This window comes from Paraburkholderia kirstenboschensis (genome assembly GCF_032806925.1).
Classification (GTDB): Bacteria; Pseudomonadota; Gammaproteobacteria; order Burkholderiales; family Burkholderiaceae; genus Paraburkholderia; species Paraburkholderia kirstenboschensis.
Genome location: NZ_CP136513.1, coordinates 1,728,314 through 1,750,227, shown reverse-complemented (window position 1 = coordinate 1,750,227; position 21,914 = coordinate 1,728,314). Strand labels below are relative to the sequence as shown.

The following is a 21,914-nucleotide window of genomic DNA, read 5'->3' as shown; positions in this document are numbered from 1 at the left end:
TAACGACGTTACTGAGGAGTGGTTCGATGAACAACATGAAAAGATGGTCCGGCCTCGTCAAATGGTCCGCGGCGGTGACGGCGACGGCACTCGTGCTCGGCGCGTGCGGTTCTATCCGTCAAACGGGTTCGCCGGCGCTCGGCGTCAAGGACTCGGTTGCGGTCGTGTCGATGGCGAACTTCACCGAAACGCCGGCGGCGGGCAGCAGCGCGGCTGCGATCGCGGCCAACACGCTGCGCGCGAACGGCCTGACGGATGTGCGGATCGCTCCCGTCGATGCATCGGCGAACGCGATGTTCGATACCGCTCAGCGCGAGCTCGGCGAGAAGAAGCTCGCCTGGGCGCGTGAGCAGCACGTGAAATACGTGCTGACCGGCGCGGTGGAAGAGTGGCGCTACAAGGTGGGCGTGGACGGCGAGCCGGTAGCGGGCGTCACCTTCGAACTGATCGACGTCGCATCGGGCCAGGTCGTGTGGAGCGCCACGGGTTCGAAGAGCGGCTGGACGCGCTCGAGTCTTGCAAGCGTTGCTTCGTCGTTGATCGGCAGTCTGTTGTCGCCGCTGCGCTCGCGCGGTTGATGCACGCGTTGCGTCACGTTTTGCGTCGTGTTTGGCGTGACGTCGCGCGCTGCGCAAGCACGCTGTCATTCGTATCTCGAGATGTCATGAGGAGTCGGCTGTGAATACCGTCACCGCGCAATCTGCCGCCAGTGCGGCGAAGCCGCGCCATTCGAATCCGCTCGGCAACCTGAGCGCGTTGCGGCGCATCGTTGCGCCCGCGGTGGCGCGGCCGTTTTCAATCGTCGAGACGATCGCGTTCGTTGCGGCGGCCGGCGCGTTGAGCTGGGCGCTCGACCGCAACGATCCGTTCCTGCTGCATGCGGGTTTTCCGTGGCTATGGTTCGCGCCGCTGATCGTTGCGCTGCGCTACGGCACGCTGCTCGGCTTGCTCGCCTGCGCGATGCTGATCGGCGCATGGCAGGTGCTGATGCGCGGCAGCCCCGACGCATGGCCGACGCTGTTCTTCACCGGCGGCCTGTTGCAGACCATCGTCGCCGGTCACTTCGGCGATACGTGGGGCAACCGGGCGCAACGGGCGAACGCGTTGAACGACTACCTGAACGACCGGCTTGTCGCGATCACGAATAGCCATTACCTGATGCGCCTGTCGCACGAGCGGCTCGAAAAAGATCTGTTGTCGAAGCCGACCACGCTGCGCGATTCGATTACCGAACTGCGCCGCCTGTCGGTCGCGCATGGGCTCGATAGTGCGAAGGGCGTGACATCGCACAGTCTGCCGGGCGCGCACGCGCTGCTCGAATTCGTCGCGCAGGCATGTCAGATCGAAGTGGCCGCGCTGTATCCCGCGCACGACGGCAAGCTCGCGCGTGAAGCGCTCGCTCGCATCGGCGATGCGTTCGAGCTCGAGCCGCGCGACGAACTCGTCGCCCGGGCGCTCGAAACCCAAGCCGTCGCCCATCTGAAGAGCGGCGAGCATCCGTTCACGAACACGGGCCTGCTCGTGTGCGCGCCGATGATCTCGGCGGACGGGCGGCTCATCGCCGTGCTGGCGATCAAGCGGATGCCGTTCCTGTCGCTGAACTTCGACAACCTGCAATTGCTGCTGGTGCTGCTCGGTTACTATGCCGACGGCGTCGAACACTCGCAGCAGGTGCGCACCATCCTCAATGCGTTGCCCGACTGCCCATACGAATTCGCGCTCGACGTGAGCCGCCTCACGCGCCTTGAACACGCGGCGGGCATTACGTCGTCACTCGTCGCGTTGGTGTTCCCGCACGACGACGAGGGCGACTCGTTCTTCGAGCATGTGATGCGTCGCCGCCGTGCGCTCGATCTGATGTGGCCGGTCAAGGCCGCGGGGCAGTCGGTGCTGATCAATCTGATGCCGGCGACCGATGCGACCGGCGTGGACGGTTATCTTGCGCGGATCGAAGCAAGCCTGCGCGCGCAGTTCAATCTCGATCTCGAAGGCGCGCGCATCGGCGTGCATACGCTGCATCTCGGCGGCGAGCCGGGTCCGGCATTGAAGCGTCTTCTCGTGCGCAGCGGCGTCGATGTCTGAAACCATGCGCCCTCAATCCATAGGCCGCGCGTCGAGCGTACTTCGCGCCGTCGCCGCTTTCGTCGGCATCGTGCTCGTCGTGCTGGTGCAGTGCGCTTTGGTCTGGCGCATCGCGAACGGGCAGGTCGCGTTCGACCCGCTGTTGCCCGTCGTCGCGATCGACCTGACCGGCGGTGCGCTGCAGGCGCTCCTGTTTCGCGCGCTGTTACCGCAGCACTATCGCGAGCCGCACGGCTGGAGCTTGCTGCTGCTGTGGCTCGGATGCGCATTCGTGCCGCTGTTCGGCGGGCTCGTCGTACTCGTGAGCTGCGCGTGGGCAGCCTGCTACCCGCGTTCACACAGCGGCGAGGAACTGGACGACGTGCCGGCGCCCGAATTCGTCACGCATCTGATGTCGCGCGTATCGCATGGCGGCGGCGCGCGCTTGCAGGCGCGCATCGTCAATATGCAGGTGAATGCGTCGGATCGTCTGTCGGCGCTCGTCGCGATTCAAAGCATGCCGACGCGGACCACGGGAACGTTGCTGCGCGAGCTGCTTGCGGACCCGGTTGAAGACGTGCGCCTGATCGCTTACGGCACGCTGGATCAGGCGGAAAACGAAGTGATGCAGCGCATTTTCCAAACCGGGCAAAGTCTCGAGACGGCAAGCACCGACGATCAGCGTCACGCGATCAATCGTCAGCTTGCGGAGCTGTACTTCGAGCTGATCTATCAGAACCTGGTGCAAGGCGCCGTCTACCGGCACACGCTCGAACAAGCCGATCGCCATGCGCGCGCGGCGCTCGAGATCGACGACGGCGACGCCGCGCTATGGATGATTCGCGGCCGCCTCGCGCTCGTGAACAGCGCCGCGGACGAAGCGGCCGACTACATGGCGCGTGCCCAGGCGCTCGGCTTTCCACGCGAGCGTCTGGTGCCGTGGCTTGCCGAAGTCGAATTCCTGCGCGGGAATTTTGCACGCGTATCCGAACTGTTGGCGTCGCTCGGTAATGCCGCGACGCTGCCCATGCTCAAACCTGTCGCGCGTTACTGGTCAACATGAAACCCTCACTGCTGCGCCGCGCCGCGGACGCCGATGTCTGCCTGCTACTCGAAGGCACGTTCCCCTATGTGCGCGGCGGCGTGTCGAGCTGGGTCAACGACATGATCCGCTCGTATCCGGAGCTGCGCTTTTCGATCGTGTTCGTCGGCAGCCGCGAAGAAGACTATGACGGCGCGGCGTATGCGTTGCCGGATAACGTCGTCCATTTCGAAGTCCACTATTTGTACGAAGCGGCGCATGCCGATAAGGACGCGTCGCGTGAAATTCCCGGCGACGCGCAGGCATTCGCGCGCTCGGCCGCATTGCACGACGCATGGCGCAACCGCGGCAGTTCGGACCCGGTGTCGAACCCCGGCGCGCTGATGGCCGACATGGTGCAACTGATCGGCGACAACGGGCCGCTCAACGAGGAGCAGTTCCTGTCGAGCCGCGCCGCGTGGGACTTTATCGTCGACCAGTACGACCGGTATTGCACGGACCCGTCGTTTACCGACTACTTCTGGACCGTGCGCATCATGCACAAACCGTTGTGGCAGCTTGCGCGCGTCGCGGAGCAAGTGCCGCCGGCGAAGGTGTATCACACCGTGTCGACGGGCTATGCGGGTTTTCTCGGCGCGCTGCTGCATTACCTGAGCGGGCGGCCGCTGCTCGTGTCGGAACACGGCATCTATACGAAGGAACGCAAGATCGATCTGCTGCAAAGCCAGTGGATACGCGACAACCGCGGCGCATTCGAGCGCGACATCTCGAAGATCAGTTACTTCCGCGAACTGTGGGTGCGTTTCTTCGAGGCGCTCGGCAAGCTCGCCTACGACGCCGCCGACGACATCGTCGCTCTGTACGAGACCAATCGGCAACGGCAGATCGCAGACGGCGCGCTCGCTTCGTGCACGCGCAACATTCCGAACGGCGTGGACGTCGACGCACTCGCGCCGCTCGTCGAAAAACGCGTCGCACGGCCGCGCAACGTGGTCGCGCTGATTGGCCGCGTGGTGCCGATCAAGGACATCAAGACCTTCATTCGCGCGCTCTTCATCGCATCGCGAACCATGCCGGATATCGAAGGCTGGATCGTCGGGCCGGAGGAAGAAGACGCAGCCTATGCGCTCGAGTGCCGCGCGCTCGTGCAAAGTCTCGGGCTCGCCAAGAACGTGAAATTTCTCGGCTTCCAGCGCATCGACGAAATCCTGCCGCAAGTGGACGTCATCGCGCTGACGTCGATCAGCGAGGCGTTGCCGCTCGTCGTGCTGGAAGGCTTCGCGGCTGGCGTGCCTGCCATCACGACGGACGTTGGCTCGTGCCGTCAACTGATCGACGGCTACGGTGACGAAGACCGCGCACTGGGCTCGGCGGGCAGCGTCGTACCCATCGCGAATCCGGCAGCATTCGCGCAGGCCGTGCTCGATCTGCTCGGCGACGAACCGCGCTGGCTCGCGGCGCAGCAGGCGGGCCTCGCGCGGGTTCGGCGCTTTTATACGAAGAAGCAGATGATCGATCAATACCGCGTGTTGTATGAACGCCTGACGGCCGCGCCTACGCGTGACGGTCGCGAGAGCGGCAACGCGGCCGGCGCACGCGGCGGCTGCCCGATGCATCACGGCGCGCCAGCGGGCGCCGGGCATGCGACCAAAGATGCCGTTGCGCCGGACGGCAACGCGCGGACCCAACCGCAAGAGGTGCGCTGATGGCCGGCATCGGTTTCGAACTCCGCAAGATACTCAAGCACCAGACGCTCTTCGGCGTCGCGCGCGCCTATGCGTACGCGGGGCTGATCAGTTCCGGGCCCCTCATTCTGTCGATCTTCGGTATCCTGATCATTGGCGTGTTGAGCCTCGCGTTCGTGATTCCGAAGTACGCGATCGTGCAGTTCCAGGTGTCGGTGACTTACCTCGTTGCGTGCAGCCTGATTCTGACCGGGCCGCTGCAACTGTCGTTCACGCGCTTCATTTCCGACCGCCTGTTCGAAAAGCGCGACGACCTCGTGCTGTCGAACTACAACGGCGTCGTGCTGATTTCAACGGCGGCCTCAGGCGTGCTCGGCGTGATCGCGGTCGCATTCGGCTTTCGCGGCGAGCCGCTGATCTACCGGCTGCTGATGGTGGCGGGCTTTGTGGTCGTCAGCAATATCTGGATCGCGGTGATCTTTCTGTCGAGCGTCAAGCAGTATCGGCAGATTCTCTATGTGTTCGCGCTCGGCTACGGCTGCACCGTCGCGTTCGCGCTGATGCTCAACCGTCATGGACTGCCGGGACTGCTCGGCGGCTTCGTGGCGGGTCATATCGTGTTGCTCGCGGGACTTTCCGGGCTTATCTATCGCAACTACCGCAGCGAACGTTTCATTTCGTTCGAGGTGCTGCAAAAACGCTTTGCGTATCCGAGTCTTGCGCTCGTCGGGCTGCTGTTCAACCTTGGCGTCTGGATCGACAAGTTCATGTTCTGGTACGCGCCGGACACCGGCGCGCGCGTGATCGGACCGCTGCATGCGTCGGTGATCTACGATATTCCCGTCTTCATTGCATACGTATGCGTGATGCCGGGCATGGCGACCTTTCTCGTGCGGATCGAGGCGGATTTCGTCGAGTACTACGACCGCTTCTACGACGCGGTGCGCAGCGGCGCCACGCTGCGCCATATCAACGACATGCGCGACATGATGGTCGGCAGCGTGCGGGCAGGGCTGTATGAGATCGTGAAGGTCCAGACGGTCGTGCTGCTGTTGATCCTCGCGTTCGGGCACCTTGTGCTGGAGGCACTGGGAATTTCGACGCTATATTTGCCGCTGCTCATCGTGGATGTCATCTCGGCCAGTCTGCAAGTGCTGCTGCTCGGCTTGCTCAATGTGTTCTTCTATCTCGACGCACGCCGTGCCGTGCTCAAACTCACGGCGGCGTTCGTCGTGCTGAACGCACTGTTCACGGGCATCACCCTTTGGCTCGGACCGGATTTATACGGCTATGGTTTCGCGCTCGCGCTGCTGCTCGTCGTGATGGCTGCCGTGACTCTGCTCGACCGCAAATTCGCGTCGCTCGAGTACGAGACTTACATGCTGCGCAACTAGGCGGGGATTCGCGGATGAGTATCGGAAGACGTCTGCGCCACGACCTGTGCGCGTTTTATCGACGCGCACTGTGCGCGGCGCGTCTCGTGCTGGTGGGCCTGCTGTCGTCGATCGCACACGAACGCGCGTGGGCCGACGGGGGAACTGCGCCATCCGTTGCGCTCTTTTATGGCACGCAGCCGCCGGTTAGCCAGTTGCGCAACTTCGACGTCGCCGTGGTCGAACCGGACAGCGGCTTCGAGCCGCTGAAGCACAAAACTCCGGGCACCGCGTGGTTCGCTTATGTGAGCGTGGGAGAGGCGGAGCCGCAGCGTCCGTATTACGCTGCCATTCCGAAAGCCTGGCAACTGGGCGACAACGCGGTGTGGGGCGCGAGGGTAATCGATCAGGACCCGGCGGACTGGCCCGCGTTCTACGTCGAGCATGTGATCGCTCCGCTGTGGAAGAAAGGCTATCGCGGCTTTTTCCTCGACACATTGGATTCTTACCAGATCGTCGCAAAAACGGACGCGGCCAGGGCGCGGCAGGAGCGTGGTCTCGTTGCCGTTGTGCGCGCGATCAAGGCGCGCTATCCGCGTGCACGGCTGATTTTCAATCGCGGGTTCGAGATATTGCCGCAGGTTCACTCGCTGGTGTATGCGGTCGCATTCGAATCGCTCTACCGGGGCTGGGACCAGGCGGGGAAGCGCTACACCGAGATCGCGCAGGCCGATCGCGAGTGGCTGCTCGGGCAGGCGAAAACGATTCGCGAGCAATACCGGCTGCCGGTATTCGCAATTGACTATTGCGCGCCGGCCGACAGCGTCTGTGCCGCCGACACCGTCAACAAGATCAGCGCTGCGGGCATTGTTCCGTATGTCACGGACGGCGGCCTGCAGACGGTCGGTGTGGGGCCGGCTCGCGCGGCCAGGCAGTGATCGGGCTTCGGTAGTCTGCTTCAACGCAACTGAGTGACGGCCAGCAATAACACCATGCTGCCGATCGCGCCATCCAGCACACGCCATGCGCTTGCCCGGCGAAACAGCGGCGCAAGCGCACGCGCGCCGTAACCCAGCCCAATAAACCAGACGCAGCTCACCGCCATCGCACCGACGGCGAACGCGACGCGTGCGCCCTCCGGTTCCCGTGCGCCAGCGGTACCCACCAGTAGGAAAGTGTCGAGATAAACATGCGGGTTGAGCCACGTGAAGGCGAGCGTCATAAGCACGATGGGCATCGCGCGTTGCGCGGGCTGGGCGCCACGGTTCGCGTGGGCGTCCATCACCGCATGCCCGGGCCGCACTGCGCGGCGCAATGCATTGATGCCGAACCACGCGAGATAGGCGAGCCCCACGTACAGCATGACATGCACGAACACCGGATAGCGCTCGATCAGCACCGAAGCGCCGCCGACGCCCGCGCTAATCAGAATGCAGTCCGACACCGCGCACAGCGCGACGATCTTGCCCACATGCGAGCGCATGATGCCTTGCCGCAGTACGAAGGCGTTCTGCGCGCCGATGGTCACGATCAGCGACGCACATAACGCCGCGCCGTGAGAAAAAGACAGCCAGTTCATAGCGGATCCAGTAGACGGGAGAAGCGAACATGGCTAGTCTGCGGTTCTACGCTTCATAAGAGAAGCTAATTTGGCTAACGCTGATTAAGGAACGCTAATGCTCGACTATGCATTGCTCGACGCACTCGCGGCCGTCGTGCGCCATGGCTCGTTCGACCGCGCCGCGAGCGAACTCAACGTCACGCCCTCGGCAGTATCGCAGCGGGTGAAGCTGCTCGAGGAGCGTGTGGGCAGTGTGCTCGTCAAGCGCGGTCAGCCGTGCGTCGCGACAACGTCTGGTGCGTTGCTGTGCCGTCATACCGAACGCGTGCAATTGCTCGAAGCCGAATTGACCGGCCGCGTGCCCGCACTGCCCGGCGGCCTGGTTGAAGCATGGCCGACGCTGCGCGTGGCGGTAAACGACGACAGCGTCGGCACATGGTTCATCGACGCGGTTGCGCCGTTTTGCGCCGAGCGTCAAATGCTGCTCGACCTCGTGATCGACGATCAGGATCACACCGCGCAGCGGATTCGCGACGGCAGCGTGCAGGGCGCGGTGACCACGCAAGCGGAGCCGGTGCAAGGGTGCCGCTCGACGCGTCTTGGCCGCATGCGGTATCTCGCAGTTTGCTCGCCGGCGTTTCACGCGCGTCATTTCGCTGACGGCGTCACGCGCGACAGTTTGCGGCGCACGCCCTGCGTGGATTTCAATCCTAAGGACCAGTTGCAAAAACGCTTCATGCGCCGCATCACGCGAGCAGAGGTCGATCCGCCGTTGCACTGGATTCCGCATGTCGCCGGCTTTCTGCGCGCGTGCGTGACAGGTCTCGGCTGGGGCATGTGCCCCGAGCGCATGATCGCGTCACAACTGGCGAGCGGCGAACTGGTGGAAATGGCGCGAGGCAAGCATATCGACGTCGATCTCTACTGGCAGAGCTGGCGCCTGTCGATTGGCTGGCTGGACGACTTCAGCGCGGTGTTGCGCATGCGCGCCGCTGAGTTCCTGGATTGAGCGAACCCCGCCGCGACGGCCCGGCATGTGCAAGACGGCGGGCAGTGCGATTGATTCGAGAGCCTGGCTCCGCCGGCGGTGCAACAGCGCCGCAGGCCGAGCCATCGCGGCTTACCTGACCGCCGACCCACCGCCGTCCGCTACCGGTGCGCTGTCTTCCGCCGCTGCCGCATCGCGCGTCTCCGGCATCGCCGCCCACACCAGCAAGACAGCCAGCGCACCCGCGGCGGCGAGTCCGAAAAACGCGACCCCATTGCCGAAATGATCGGCGACGAATCCGGCCGCCGTCGTACTCAACGTCGCGCCGATGCCGGCCGCGAGCCCGAACAAGCCGATGCACAGGTTGTAGCGACCCTTGCCGCCGGCCACGTCGGCGGCGATCAGAGGCAGCATCACACCGAACACGGCGGCGCTCAAACCGTCGAGCATCTGCACGGGCACGAGCAGGTAGGGGCTGCTGATCCCGGCGAACAGCAGCGCGCGGATCGGCAACGCCGAAAAGCCCAGCAGCAGGATCGGCCGGCGTCCCCAACGCTCGGCGGAACGGCCGACCCACGGCGACATCATCGCGACGATCGCTTGCGGCACGATGATGCACGCAGCGATCACGAGCTGCACGTTGTCGCCCATGCCGGCGGTCACTTCGCCGGCGGCGAGATTGAGCATCGCTGCATTGGACAGATGGAACAACACGATGCATGCAGCGAACAGCAGCATGCGCCGGTCGCGCAGCAACTCACGCAGGCTTTCGCGCCGCTCGGTCTGTTGCGGCGTCGGCGCCGCTTTCGGCAACTGGATCGTGTCGGTGCGCTGGATCATCGCCAACGCGAACAGCGCGGGCACGGCGAGCCCCGCGGTCAGCCAGAACACCGCGCGCGGCGAATAGTACTCGCCGAATACGCCCATCAGCCCGGCCGCGACAGCGCTGCCGATCGACGCCCAGCGCGCGTTGCGCCCGAGCCGGTCGCCGAGATTCGCACGTCCGACGAGCGCAAACGAGATCGCCGCCAGTGCCGGCGTCAGCATGCAACTGGCGAAGCCGTGGAAGACCTCGGCGGCGATTACCGGCAGCACCGTCGGACTCGTTGCCAGCAACACCGCGCTCAGGATGATCGCGAAGATCGCCCACGCGGCCGCGCCCTTCTTGTTGCGCAACGCGTCGACGGCGGCGCCGCCCGGCACCTGGCTCACCATCGCGCTGATCGTACCGACCGACAGCGCCATGCCGATCTCGCCCTGAGTCCACTTATGCGACGCGAGATATGACGCGATAAATGGTCCAAAACCCGTCTGCACATTGGCGACGAAGAAGTTCAGCCAATCGAGCGCGCGCAGGCTTCGCGCAGTAACCAGAGTGCGGCCTGTCATCGGACCGCCCGTGCGTTGGAAGCGGCCGTGGCTGTCGCCCCGGACGCAGGCGCGGCAGCGGCGGCGGGCGGGGGCGCGGGCTGGGCGGGCGGCGCGGGCGACACCGCGCGAATCGGCTTGTCGTTCGCGTAGGGCGGCGTCGCATTGATCTGCGCGTCGCTCAAATCGATTTGCGGATGCAGTTCCTTGTCTTTCGCGACGAAGCGTAGCGCCGACCAGTTCGCGGCAATCGTGCGCCGCTCCGTGCTGACCATGCCGTTGACGTCCAGCACCACTGCCTGCGGCTGCGCATTGGCGTCGATCAGCACGTCGATCACGCGGCCCACCTTCGCCCCGTTCGAGCGTTCGACCGTCGCGTCGATCACCGGCAACTGCATCGCGGCGTTCGCCTTCGCCGGATTCACCGGAGTCGCCGACGGATTCAGCGTGATCGGCGCGGCTTTCGCGGTCGGTGTGAAGCGGAACGCGTTCCACGCGAAATTGACCTTCCGATCGCCGACCCCGAGGAAACCTTGCAGATTCACCACGACTTCGCGCGGCTTGCCGCTCGCGTCCGCGATCATGTCGACCGCTCGCCCGACCACTTTGCCGTCCGGTTTCTGCACCTCGCTGTCGAGCAGCGTATGCGCGTCGTTGCGCTCGATCGTGCGCAGCACGACTAGCGGCGGGGGCGGCGGCGGTGGCGGTGGCGCAACGACGACGGGCGGCGGCGGCTCGACTTTATGCGGTTTGACGACGGGCTTCTTCGGCTTCTTCGGCTGCTCGGGCTCGGCGGCTTCGGTCTCGACCGGCTCCGGCGCGGAAGCGGCCACCGGCGCGCTCGCGGCTTCGACCGGCATGACCGTGGCTTCGACGATCGGCGCCTGCTGCGTTCCCCACAGCAGGCTGCTGCAGCCGGACAGCGCAAGAAGCGCCAGCAGCGCGAACGCCGCGAGGATCGTATGACGCCACGCAGGAAGCGAAAAGCCGCCGCTCATCGGGAAAAACTCCATGGACCGGTGCGGCGGTAGAGCGCCGCGATTAGACAGTACGGCCCAGAGTTTAACCCGCGACGTCGGGTGGTCCGCTTTTGAGGGCCGTGTGACGGGTACGCGCCAAGCACGCTTCATGCCGCGCCGCGTACAACCGTCGCGCGCGGCGGGCATCTCGCAGCTTCCGCCAAGCTCTCAAAACGCTTTCATGGGCCGATGAGAAAGCGTGACGAGCCGTAGGTGAGCCGTAGGTGTTAACGCGCGGGTCGCCGATGCGCCTTGCCGTCGCTTGGACGATATAAGAGTCGCGACATGCCCGGCATGCCATTCATGCGATGGGCGATATATTTGGGTTGGCCTACATTTCGAGACAGAAACGAGACACACAGCGCACGGCGCACATTAAATCAACGTAAAGAGACGAACCTGATGACGGCCACTTCGACAGCCGTTTCAGCATGCTGATAAAGGAGGCACTCATCATGATGGAACCCCACGCCCAGCCGCTTTCCGAAGCCGGCGCCGAATCATTCGACACAAAGGGCTTTCTCGACCGCTACTTCGAAATTTCCTCGCGCGGCAGTTCGCAGCGTCAGGAAATCGTCGCGGGCATCACGACCTTCCTCGCGATGGTCTACTCCGTGTTCGTCGTGCCGGGCATGTTCGGTAAAGCGGGCTTCGATACGAGCGCGGTATTCGTCGCCGTGTGTCTCACGACCGCGTTCGGTTCATTGCTGATGGGTGTGTGGGCGCGCCTGCCGATCGCGATCGGCTGCGCGATTTCGCTGACCGCGTTCACGGCGTTCGGTCTCGTGCTGGGTAAGGGCTTGCATCCGACAGTCGCGCTCGGCGCGGTATTTCTGATGGGTGTCGTGTTCACGGCGATCTCGGTGACGGGCGTGCGTTCGTGGATTCTGCGCAACCTGCCGACGGGCATCGCGCACGGCACGGGCATCGGCATCGGGCTGTTCCTGTTGCTGATCGCCGCCAACGACGTGGGTCTCGTCGTGAAGAACCCAGGCGCCGGTTTGCCGGTCTCGCTCGGCAATATCACCGCACTGCCTGCGCTGATGTCGGTCGCGGGGCTCGCCGCGATCTTTGGGCTCGTGCGCCGCCGCGTGCCCGGCTCGATTCTGATCGTGATCGTTGGGATTTCGGCAATTGCACTGCTCGTTGATCCGGCCGTGTCGTTTCATGGCGTATTCGCCGTGCCGTCGTTGAGCGCGCCGGGGCACGAGTCGCTGATCGGTGCGATGGATATCAAGGGCGCGCTGTCGATGGCAGTGTTGCCCAGCGTGCTCGCTCTCGTGATGACCGCCGTGTTCGACGCCACGGGGACGATCCGCGCGGTGGCCGGCCAGGCGGGCCAGCTCGATGCAAACGGTCGCATCATCAACGGTGGCCGCGCGCTGACGGCCGACTCGATCAGCTCGATTTTCTCGGGCCTGGTCGGCGGCGCGCCGGCCGCGGCGTACATCGAATCGACGGTGGGCGTGGCCGCGGGCGCGAAGACCGGCATGGCGGCGGCGGTGGTCGGCCTGCTGTTTCTCGGCGTAATGTTTTTCTCGCCGCTCGCGAGCCTCGTGCCGTCGTACGCAACAGCGCCCGCGCTGATGTATGTCGGACTGCTGATGCTGTCGAATGTCAGCAAGCTGCATATGGACGACATGGTCGACGCAATGTCGGGTCTCATGTGCGCGGTGTTCATCGTGCTGACCGCAAATATCGTGACCGGCATCATGCTCGGTTTCGCGACGCTCGTGATCGGCCGCGTGGTGAGCGGCGAATACCGCAAGCTGAACGTGGGCACAGTGGCGATTGCGATCGTGCTGGTCGGGTTCTATCTCGGCGGATGGGCGATCTGATTCGCTAAGGATGCGGCGGCGCACTCGCGGCACCCCGATTCATTACCGTAACGCGAGCATGGCGGAGTATCCCGGCGTGCCGCGGTTCGAACCGTAGTCGGTTGTTCTCCCCTGACGCGCTGCGTTGCAATGTTCGATCTGCGACGCGCGCGTTTCTTTTTGTTCTGTGCGTGCGCTGGTTGTCTGCTCGCTCCGCTAGAACTGTGTACCTGTCCTTGACATTCACGAGTTCGCTTCTAAACTTAACCTCATGGTTAAGTTTAATGAAACGTTACTCGATCGCACTTTTGCGGCGTTGTCGGACCCCACACGGCGTGCGCTGCTCACGCGCTTGTCCGAAACCGAACTGTCGGTGAGTGAGCTTGCCGAGCCGTTCGCCATGTCCTTGCCGGCGGTGATGAAGCACCTCGACGTTCTCGCGGGGGCCGGCCTCGTCACGCGTAGCAAGAACGGCCGCACGGTCGCGTGCCGGCTTTGCGCGGAACCGATGGAAGAAGCAATGGCGTGGCTCGGTCGCTACGAGCGCTTCTGGGCGAAATCGCTCGATCGTCTGGCCGCTTTCGTCGAGGAAGACGAAGCGCCGCGCGCGCGAAAGCCGGCTCGCCGCGTCGCTGCACTGTCCACACCCCGGCCGCGCAAATCTTCGCCGTCCCGAAGGAAAAGGCGCGACTCGTGACGCGCACGCCGGTTTGCTGTGCGCGAGTCGTCGATGAATTGCATATGCCGCGTATTTACTGACGTGTACGTCACTGTAAAGGAGCCGCAAATGGAACCGATGCAATCACCAATGCAATCTCAGCGAGACCCGGAACACCGGGTTGGCTCGCGGCAGGAATGGCTGGAGGCGAGCAGGGCGCTGCTGGTGGAAGAAAAAGCGCACATGCGCGCCGGTGACGAACTCGCCCGCAAGCGCCGCGAACTACCGTGGGTGAAGGTGGACAAGACGTATGTGTTCGATACGCCGCAGGGCCGCAAATCACTTGCCGATCTCTTCGACGGGCGCAGTCAGTTGATCGTTTATCACTTCATGCTTGGGCCGGACTGGGAGGAGGGTTGTATTGGCTGTTCGTTCCTATCGGATCACTTGGTCGGTATGGTCACGCATCTGGAACATCACGATGTGTCGTACGTGACTATCTCGCATGCGCCGCTCGCGAAGATCGAAGCGTTTAGAAAACGCATGGGCTGGACGTTTCCGTGGGTGTCGTCGGACGGAAGCGATTTCAATTTCGACTATCACGTGTCGTTCACGCCCGAACAACTGGCGAGCAAGAAGGCCTTCTATAACTTCACCGAGCAGGACGTCGGCATCGACGAACTACACGGCCATAGTGTCTTCTATAAAGACGCGAACGGCGACGTTTATCACACGTATTCCTGCTATGGCCGCGGCGACGAGCGGTTCATCAATACCTACGCGCATCTGGACGTTACGCCGAAAGGGCGCAATGAAGCGGGCAGTCTTATCGATTGGGTCAAGCACCACGACCGATATGAGGAGAAGGAGACGAACGGCGGCGGTTGTGCCGCTTGCGGTTAGTGAATCTGCGAGAGGGGCGAGTGGAGCGCCGCGCGCCTACAGCGCCATGTCGAACGCGGGCTTGAGAAAGAGCTCGATCGCCATCACGGCGAGACCCATCAAGGCCGCTGACAGCGTCAACGTGCCGTATTCGTCGTAGCGTGCATCGTAAAGGCACGCCACGACGAACAGGATCGCCAGCAGGTTGGTCAGCCAGTCGAAATTCAACGCCATGGTCATCGATCAAATGCGGGCTCGTGTGCGGCTCGAGCATCGAGCCGCACGGGTCAGATGAGCAGGATTTTATCGAGCCGAGCTTACGGATTTGCAACGCCGGTGCTTACACAAATTACGAAGAAGACCGCGAGCTTACGCCGCCGGCCCTGACATCATCTCGTGCTCGATCCAGTCGATCACCGACGTGCGCCTGGGCTGCCAGCCCAACAGCTTGCGTGCGCGCTCGCCGCGTACGCGGCTATTCGAACCGAGCCCGTACGAAGCCATTTCGTAGCCCCATTCCTTTTGCGCTTCTTCGAGCGGCCAGTCTTGCGGCTCGCCGAGCTTCATCGCGCGCGCGATGGCCGCGCTCATCTCGCGGAACGACGCTTCGCCGCTTTCGACGAAGTAGAACGTGCCGGCCGGGCTTTTCTCCAGCGCGAGACGATAGAGCTCCGCGACGTCGTCGATATGCACGTTCGACCACGTGTTGCCGCCGCTGCCGACGTGTCGCACCACGCCGCTCTTTTGCGCCTGTCGCACGAGGCGCGGCAACTGCACGCTCGCGCTGCCCGCTACCGCGCCGTGGCCGTAGATGAGCGTATTGCATAGCACCGCCGAGCGGATGTTCTGCTGCGCGGCTTCGAGGACCCGGCGGTCGATCGCGACGCGCGCGGCCTTGTCGGCGGTCGGCTCCGGCAGCGCGTCTTCGTGATAGATGCGCGCTTCGGCCGCTTCGCCGCCGGATGCGTCGCCGACGATACTCGAACCGCTCGTGTGCAAGAACGGTTTGCCCGAGCCCGAGAGTCCTTCTATCAGCGCGCTCACCGCGCCTTCGTGATCGCTGCTGGCGGCATTGATGACAGCGTCGGCGGCTTGCGCCTCGGCAATCAGCAACGCGCGGTCGTCGAGCGTGCCGATAACCGGTTCGATGCCGAGCCGTTTGAGTTCGTCGCTATGTTCGGGCTTGCGGATCAGACCACGTACCTGATGACCGGCGCGCACGAGATGCGCCGCAATCGAACCGCCGATAAAACCGCCCGCGCCTGTAATGAAAATCTTCAAGACCTTCTCCTGAGTGGAAACACGATGACAGGCAAGCAGTATCCGCCGTCTTGATTCTCGCAAAAAGCGTGTTAGTCTCAAATCAATCTTGACTGTGAATCAACAATGAAAACCTCCACCGACGAGTTGCTGGTGTTCGTCACCGTAATCGACAGCGGCTCGATCACGGCGGCTGCGGAAAAGCTCGGGCAGACCGTGTCGGGCGTGAGCCGCGCCCTCACGCGCCTCGAAAAGAAGCTCGACACGGCGCTGGTGAGGCGCACGACACGCCGTTTGCAATTGACCGAAGAGGGCGAAAGCTTCCTGCAGCGAGCCCGGGCCATTCTCGACGCCATGGAAGAAGCCGAGGAATCCGTCACGCGCAAGCGCCGCAGGCCTTCGGGGCGCTTGCGCGTCGACGCGGCGTCGCCGTTCATGCTTCACTGCATTGCCCCGCATATGACGGCGTTTTCCGAGCTTTATCCCGAGATCCGGCTGGAGTTGACGAGCAACGAGCGGATCGTCGATCTGCTGGAGCAGAAGGTGGATATCGCAATCCGGATTGGCGCGTTGCAGGACTCCACGCTGCATGCTCGCGCGCTCGGCAGCAGCAAACTGCGCGTGGTCGCGAGTCCCGCGTATCTGGCCGAGCACGGCGAACCCAAAACGGTCGACGCGTTAGGCGAGCATCGGCTGATCGGATTCACCGCGCCGGAGCATCTGAACCGCTGGCCGTTGCGCGAGCGGAGCAAAGGCAAGGGGAGCCGCAACGGCAACGCAGGGCCGTTGAAAATCGAACCGTCGATCACCGCATCGAGCGGCGAGACCTTAAGGCAACTCGCGCTGTCGGGCTGGGGCATCGCGTGCCTCGCTGAGTTCATGATAGCCGCCGATATCCGCGAGGCTCGCCTCGTGCCGATTCTCGGCAATGTGCTACTCGACGAGCGCCAGCCGGTCAGCGCGGTGTATTACCAGAGCGCGTCGCTCGCGGGGCGTGTGCAGTGCTTTCTGGATTTCATGGCGGCAAGAGTGCGGTTGTAGCGGCGCACTCGAAGTCACCGCTCCAGACGGAAGCCCGCGGCTCGCATGAGTCGGCGGACTTCGTCGCGTTATGAGCTGATGTTTCTCCAGCCTGCTCCTTAACGCAGGCGATGTTTTTGTCCGCTTGGCGAGCTGGTTTTTGAACGTGTATATACAAGTTGGCGGTGAACGAGGCGCACCTGGTTCGAGCGGCCTGGCATCGGGCGCTGCAACAAGCGGATGCCGGACCGTGCTGTGATGCGACGCAGAAGGCCTTAGTGGAAAGCCCTGGTCTCCGAAGCATTAAAAACAAGTTGTATATACAAGACGGCGCAGCTAGACTTCTCTCGAATTGTATAGACAGGACGACAACCATGATGACTCTGAAGCCCGGCCACCTGACTCTCCCGCAACTGCGCCAGATCGCGCGTGAACATGTGCCGCTGCGACTCGATCCCGCGAGCCACGCGGCTATCGACGCATGTGCGAAAGCGGTAGCGGACATTGCCGCGAAGGGTGAGCCTGCGTATGGCATCAACACGGGCTTCGGGCGTCTCGCCAGCACGCATATCCCGCATGACCAGCTCGAACTGCTGCAACGCAATCTGGTGTTGTCGCACGCGGTCGGCGTGGGTGAGCCGATGTCGCGCCCGGTCGTGCGTCTGTTGATCGCGTTGAAGTTGTCGAGCCTCGGCCGCGGCCATTCCGGCATTCGCCGCGAAGTCATGGAAGCGCTGATCACGCTCTACAACGCCGACGTGTTGCCGGTAATTCCGGTGAAGGGATCGGTCGGCGCATCGGGCGACCTTGCGCCGCTCGCGCATATGTCGGCGGTTCTGCTCGGCGTAGGGGAAGTATTCGCGAAGGGCGAACGCCTGCCGGCCACCGAAGGCCTGTCACTGGTCGGTCTGAAGCCGCTCACGTTGCAAGCGAAGGAAGGCCTCGCGCTGCTGAACGGCACGCAGGCGTCGACTGCGCTCGCGCTCTACAACATGTTCGCGATCGAAGACCTGTATCGCACCGCGCTGGTGGCGGGCGCGTTGTCGGTCGATGCGGCGGCCGGTTCGGTCAAGCCGTTCGACGCGCGCATTCACGAATTGCGCGGGCATCAAGGCCAGATTGACGCGGCATCGGCATATCGCTCACTGCTGCAAGGCTCGGGCATCAACGTGTCGCACGCCGATTGCGACAAGGTGCAAGACCCGTACAGCCTGCGCTGCCAGCCGCAAGTAATGGGCGCGTGTCTCGACCAGATGCGTCACGCCGCCGACGTGCTGCTGCTCGAAGCCAATGCCGTGTCCGACAATCCGCTGATTTTCCCTGACACCGGTGAAGTGCTGTCTGGCGGCAACTTCCACGCGGAGCCGGTCGCATTCGCCGCGGACAATCTCGCGCTCGCCGCCGCGGAAATCGGCGCATTGGCCGAACGCCGTATCGCGTTGCTGATCGACGCGACGCTGTCGGGCCTGCCGCCGTTCCTCGTGCGCGACGGCGGCGTGAACTCCGGCTTCATGATCGCCCATGTGACGGCTGCCGCGCTCGCATCGGAAAACAAGACACTCGCGCATCCGGCCTCCGTCGATTCGCTGCCCACGTCCGCGAACCAGGAAGATCACGTTTCGATGGCCACGTTCGCTGCGCGCAAGCTTGGCGACATCGCCGAAAACACGGCCAATATTCTGTCTATCGAATTGCTCGCCGCCGCGCAAGGTGTGGACCTGCGCGCGCCGCACAAGACGAGCCCGAGTTTGCAGAAAGCGATGGACGTGGTGCGCAAGGACGTCGCGCATTACGAGCTCGATCACTACTTCGCGCCGGACATCGCGGCCGTTACGCGTCTCGTGCAGAACGGCACGATTGCGAAGCTGAGCCCGTTTTCCTTCGTATCCGAACAGTAAGCGAATCCGTGCGGGGCCACGCGCAACTGAGCGCCCTAAGCGCCCCAGGTGCACCTGAGCGCCCCGATCGGACCATGAGACCCAGCAGCCAATGAACGCACCCGCATACCAGGGCATCAAGGACTTCATCCTCGCGCGCATCCACGCGGGCGAATGGGGCGAAGGCGACCAGGTGCCCTCGGAGAACGAGCTTGCACGCGAATTCAACGTCGCTCGCATGACGGTGAACCGCGCGCTGCGCGAGCTGACCTCGGAGCAGGTGCTGACGCGTGTGCAAGGCTCGGGCACTTTCGTGGCGCGCCCCAAGTACGAATCTACGCTGGTGGCGATCCGCAGTATTTCCGACGAAATCGTCGCGCGTGGTCATCGTTATCAGGCGAAGGTGTTGCACATTGGCGCGAGCATCGCTGATGCGGCGCTCGCCGAAGAAATGCAGGTGAGCGCGGGTAGTCCGATTTTTTATTCCCGTGTGCTTCATTTCGAAAACGACGAGCCGGTGCAGCTCGAAGAGCGCTGGGTCAATCCGGCTGTCGCACCCGAATATGCGTTGCAGGATTTCACGAACACCACGCCGAACCAGTATCTCGTGCGGGTCGCGCCGTTGCAGCGCGTCGAGTATCGCATCGAGGCATTGGCGGCGGACGGCGACACCCGCGAGCTTTTGACCATGGACGAACTCGAGCCTTGCCTCGTGCTGCATCGGCGAACGTGGTCGCAAAGCCAGGTCGCTTCAATCGCTAATCTGTGGCATCCGGGCAGCCGTTACCGTTTCACCGGACACTTCTGATTTTCGCTTTTCCCTGATTTTTCCCTGACATTTCCCGATCATCTTCAGGCATTCCGAGGGCCACCATGAACAACCCGAAACACATCGACCCGCGTCTCGATCCCACTCGCACGATCCGCGCGCCCCGTGGTGCAGAGAAGACCTGCAAGACCTGGATCGCGGAAGCCGCGTACCGGATGATCCAGAATAATCTGGACCCCGAAGTAGCCGAGCATCCTCACGCGCTCGTGGTGTATGGCGGCATCGGCCGTGCGGCGCGCAACTGGGATTGCTTCGACCAGATCCTTACTTCGCTCAAGGATCTGAACGAAGACGAGACGCTGCTGATTCAATCGGGTAAGCCTGTCGGCGTTTTCCGCACGCATGCCGACGCGCCGCGCGTGCTGCTCGCGAATTCGAACCTGGTCCCGCATTGGGCGACGTGGGAGCATTTTCACGAGCTCGATCGCAAGGGCCTGATGATGTACGGCCAGATGACGGCGGGCAGCTGGATCTACATCGGTAGCCAGGGCATCGTACAGGGTACGTACGAAACGTTCTTCTCGGTGGCCAACCAGCATTTCAACGGCGATCCGGCGGGCCGCTGGATCCTGACGGGAGGTCTGGGCGGCATGGGCGGCGCGCAGCCGCTCGCCGCGACGATGGCCGGCTTCTCGATGATCGCAGTCGAATGCGACGAGACGCGCATCGACTTCCGTCTGAAGACGCGTTACGTGGACAAGAAAGCGAAGACGCTCGACGAAGCGCTCGCCATGCTCGAAGAAGCGAAGCAGGCGGGCAAGGCCGTGTCTATCGGTTTGCTCGGCAACGCCGCCGACGTGTTCGCCGAGTGCGTGACGCGCGGCATCACGCCGGACTGTGTGACGGATCAGACGAGTGCGCACGATCCGATTCATGGCTACCTCCCTCAAGGCTGGAAGGTCGAAGACTGGCGCGAGCGTCAGAAGACCGCGCCGGATTCGATCGTCGTCCCGGCAAAGCAGTCTATGGCCAAGCAGGTGCAAGCCATGTTGACGCTGCAGGAACGCGGTGCCGCCACGCTCGATTACGGCAACAACATTCGTCAGATGGCGCTCGAAATGGGCGTGAAAAACGCCTTCGATTTTCCCGGCTTCGTGCCGGCGTACATCCGCCCGCTCTTCTGCGAAGGCAAGGGGCCGTTCCGCTGGGTCGCGCTGTCGGGCGATCCCGAGGACATCTATAAGACGGACGCGAAGGTCAAGGAACTCATTCCCGACGATCCGCATCTGCACAACTGGCTCGACATGGCGCGCGAACGCATCGCGTTCCAGGGATTGCCGGCGCGTATCTGCTGGGTCGGCGTGAAGGATCGTTACCGTTTGGGCCAGGCGTTCAACGAGATGGTGAAGAACGGCGAACTGAAGGCGCCGATCGTGATCGGCCGCGATCACCTCGATACCGGTTCGGTGGCGAGCCCGAATCGCGAAACCGAGTCGATGAAGGACGGCTCGGACGCAGTCAGCGACTGGCCGTTGCTCAACGCGTTGCTGAATACGGCAGGCGGCGCGTCGTGGGTGTCGCTGCATCATGGCGGCGGTGTCGGCATGGGCTTCAGCCAGCATTCGGGCGTCGTGATCGTCGCGGACGGTACGGACGCCGCGAAAGAACGCCTCGGCCGCGTCTTGTTCAACGACCCGGCGACGGGCGTGATGCGTCACGCGGACGCCGGCTATGAACTCGCGCAGCAAACGGCGCGCGAAGCGGGCCTCAATCTGCCGATGCTGGGCCGCTCAGCATGACGTCTGCGGGCAGCACAGGCGCTGTGGCGAGCGGCTCGGCGCGCGCCGTTACATTGATCCGTGGAGCGGAACTCGTAGCCGTACCGTGGAAAAACGGCGGCGGGCTCACGCGCGAAGTGGCGGCGTTTCCTGCGGACGCGGGGCTCGACACGTTCGTATGGCGCGTGAGTGTGGCAGATGTCGCGCAAGCGGGGCCGTTCTCGCGATTCGCGGGCATCGATCGCACGCTCGTGCTGTTGTCCGGCGCGGGCATGTTGCTCGATGAAGCCAAATCGGACCACACGGTGAAGACCCACGCGTTGACACGGCCGTTCGATATCGCGCGCTTCAGTGGCGAGACGGCGATCGACGCGCGGCTTGTCGACGGTGCGACGCGCGACTTCAACCTGATGGTGCGTCGCGACTCGGCGCAGGGCGAGCTCGAAGTGTGGCGCGCGGCCCAGCACGAGACGCAGCAAGAACGAACGTTGTCCGCCGACGTCGTGCTGCTTTACTGCGCAAATGGCCCGCTTGCGGTCACATTGGCCGGCGCGCACGGCAACGCACACGCGCAGTGGCTGCAAACTGGCGACGCGTTGCGCATCGATACGCCGAATGCGCTGCCATGCAACATGGAAGGCACGGGCGCGCTGCTCGCAATCAGCATCCGCTACACGCAACGATGACCATGGTTCGCGCGTGCGTGACGTCGCACGGCAGCGCATGCGCGGGGACCTCCATACACACGCAACGAGC

At 63.6% G+C, this 21,914-nt stretch carries 19 protein-coding genes and 1 pseudogene; 15 read left to right on the top strand and 5 right to left on the bottom strand.

What is annotated here, in order from left to right; translation table 11 throughout:
* The first annotated feature begins 26 nt into the window (after positions 1–26).
* The 6 genes and pseudogenes from RW095_RS30450 to RW095_RS30425 form a co-directional block, all read left to right on the top strand.
* On the top strand, positions 27–578 hold the full coding sequence (locus RW095_RS30450; protein WP_128590940.1) for a penicillin-binding protein activator LpoB: 552 nt from the start codon (positions 27–29) through the stop codon (positions 576–578).
* 100 nt (positions 579–678) lie between these two features.
* Entirely contained in the window at positions 679–2,082 is a 1,404-nt protein-coding gene (locus RW095_RS30445; RefSeq protein ID WP_317022424.1) for a PelD GGDEF domain-containing protein, read from the top strand.
* Positions 2,075–3,124: a hypothetical protein gene (locus RW095_RS30440; RefSeq protein WP_317022423.1), complete on the top strand. Its 1,050-nt coding sequence runs from the start codon at positions 2,075–2,077 to the stop codon at positions 3,122–3,124. Before RW095_RS30445 ends, RW095_RS30440 begins: the two co-directional genes overlap by 8 nt.
* A complete protein-coding gene (gene pelF, locus RW095_RS30435) occupies positions 3,121–4,809 on the top strand; it encodes a GT4 family glycosyltransferase PelF (protein ID WP_317022422.1) in 1,689 nt (562 codons plus the stop codon). Before RW095_RS30440 ends, pelF begins: the two co-directional genes overlap by 4 nt.
* Positions 4,809–6,182: an exopolysaccharide Pel transporter PelG gene (gene pelG / locus RW095_RS30430; RefSeq protein ID WP_317022421.1), complete on the top strand. Its 1,374-nt coding sequence runs from the start codon at positions 4,809–4,811 to the stop codon at positions 6,180–6,182. Before pelF ends, pelG begins: the two co-directional genes overlap by 1 nt.
* A 14-nt stretch (positions 6,183–6,196) precedes the next feature.
* Positions 6,197–7,075 (top strand): annotated as a pseudogene (locus RW095_RS30425) (endo alpha-1,4 polygalactosaminidase); the annotation flags it as partial.
* 44 nt (positions 7,076–7,119) lie between these two features.
* Here the strand turns inward: RW095_RS30425 and RW095_RS30420 are convergent.
* Positions 7,120–7,740: a LysE/ArgO family amino acid transporter gene (locus RW095_RS30420; RefSeq protein WP_317022420.1), complete on the bottom strand. Its 621-nt coding sequence runs from the start codon at positions 7,738–7,740 to the stop codon at positions 7,120–7,122.
* Positions 7,741–7,837: 97 nt separating this feature from the next.
* Between RW095_RS30420 and RW095_RS30415 the strand changes: the two genes are divergently transcribed.
* The gene (locus tag RW095_RS30415; protein ID WP_317022419.1) at positions 7,838–8,731 is read left to right on the top strand and encodes a LysR family transcriptional regulator ArgP; all 894 of its coding nucleotides are present in this window, start codon (positions 7,838–7,840) and stop codon (positions 8,729–8,731) included.
* Between the two features lie 111 nt (positions 8,732–8,842).
* Here the strand turns inward: RW095_RS30415 and RW095_RS30410 are convergent, their stop codons facing one another.
* Both RW095_RS30410 and RW095_RS30405 read right to left on the bottom strand, forming a co-directional pair.
* Positions 8,843–10,099 (bottom strand): MFS transporter, encoded by a 1,257-nt coding sequence (locus tag RW095_RS30410; RefSeq protein ID WP_317022418.1) that lies wholly within the window; start codon positions 10,097–10,099, stop codon positions 8,843–8,845.
* Positions 10,096–11,076: a PRC-barrel domain-containing protein gene (locus RW095_RS30405; RefSeq protein ID WP_317022417.1), complete on the bottom strand. Its 981-nt coding sequence runs from the start codon at positions 11,074–11,076 to the stop codon at positions 10,096–10,098. Before RW095_RS30405 ends, RW095_RS30410 begins: the two co-directional genes overlap by 4 nt.
* A 476-nt stretch (positions 11,077–11,552) precedes the next feature.
* On the opposite strand from RW095_RS30405, the gene RW095_RS30400 reads away from it, so the two are divergent.
* The 3 genes from RW095_RS30400 to RW095_RS30390 all read left to right on the top strand — a co-directional run bounded on the left by RW095_RS30400 (position 11,553) and on the right by RW095_RS30390 (position 14,475).
* Positions 11,553–12,935 (top strand): NCS2 family permease, encoded by a 1,383-nt coding sequence (locus tag RW095_RS30400; RefSeq protein ID WP_317022416.1) that lies wholly within the window; start codon positions 11,553–11,555, stop codon positions 12,933–12,935.
* 250 nt (positions 12,936–13,185) lie between these two features.
* A complete protein-coding gene (locus RW095_RS30395; RefSeq protein WP_317022415.1) occupies positions 13,186–13,611 on the top strand; it encodes an ArsR/SmtB family transcription factor in 426 nt (141 codons plus the stop codon).
* Positions 13,612–13,710: 99 nt separating this feature from the next.
* Complete coding sequence (locus tag RW095_RS30390; RefSeq protein ID WP_317022729.1) at positions 13,711–14,475, top strand: DUF899 domain-containing protein; 765 nt, start codon at positions 13,711–13,713, stop codon at positions 14,473–14,475.
* 36 nt (positions 14,476–14,511) lie between these two features.
* Here the strand turns inward: RW095_RS30390 and RW095_RS30385 are convergent, their stop codons facing one another.
* Together RW095_RS30385 and RW095_RS30380 are read right to left on the bottom strand one after the other, a co-directional pair.
* Positions 14,512–14,694, bottom strand: coding sequence for a hypothetical protein (locus RW095_RS30385; RefSeq protein ID WP_128594783.1), 183 nt, complete (start codon positions 14,692–14,694; stop codon positions 14,512–14,514).
* A gap of 129 nt (positions 14,695–14,823) precedes the next feature.
* On the bottom strand, positions 14,824–15,735 hold the full coding sequence (locus RW095_RS30380; protein WP_128585737.1) for an NAD-dependent epimerase/dehydratase family protein: 912 nt from the start codon (positions 15,733–15,735) through the stop codon (positions 14,824–14,826).
* A gap of 105 nt (positions 15,736–15,840) precedes the next feature.
* Here RW095_RS30380 and RW095_RS30375 point away from each other — a divergent pair, with 105 nt between their 5' ends.
* The 5 genes from RW095_RS30375 (at position 15,841) to RW095_RS30355 (ending at position 21,844) form a co-directional block, all read left to right on the top strand.
* A complete protein-coding gene (locus tag RW095_RS30375; protein ID WP_317022414.1) occupies positions 15,841–16,755 on the top strand; it encodes a LysR family transcriptional regulator in 915 nt (304 codons plus the stop codon).
* 353 nt (positions 16,756–17,108) lie between these two features.
* Positions 17,109–18,632, top strand: coding sequence for a histidine ammonia-lyase (gene hutH, locus RW095_RS30370; RefSeq protein ID WP_128594786.1), 1,524 nt, complete (start codon positions 17,109–17,111; stop codon positions 18,630–18,632).
* Between the two features lie 91 nt (positions 18,633–18,723).
* On the top strand, positions 18,724–19,419 hold the full coding sequence (hutC, locus tag RW095_RS30365) for a histidine utilization repressor (protein ID WP_087753145.1): 696 nt from the start codon (positions 18,724–18,726) through the stop codon (positions 19,417–19,419).
* A 65-nt stretch (positions 19,420–19,484) separates the two neighbouring features.
* Complete coding sequence (hutU, locus tag RW095_RS30360; RefSeq protein WP_317022413.1) at positions 19,485–21,179, top strand: urocanate hydratase; 1,695 nt, start codon at positions 19,485–19,487, stop codon at positions 21,177–21,179.
* The gene (locus tag RW095_RS30355) at positions 21,176–21,844 is read left to right on the top strand and encodes a HutD/Ves family protein (protein WP_317022412.1); all 669 of its coding nucleotides are present in this window, start codon (positions 21,176–21,178) and stop codon (positions 21,842–21,844) included. Before hutU ends, RW095_RS30355 begins: the two co-directional genes overlap by 4 nt.
* The last annotated feature ends 70 nt before the right edge of the window (positions 21,845–21,914 follow it).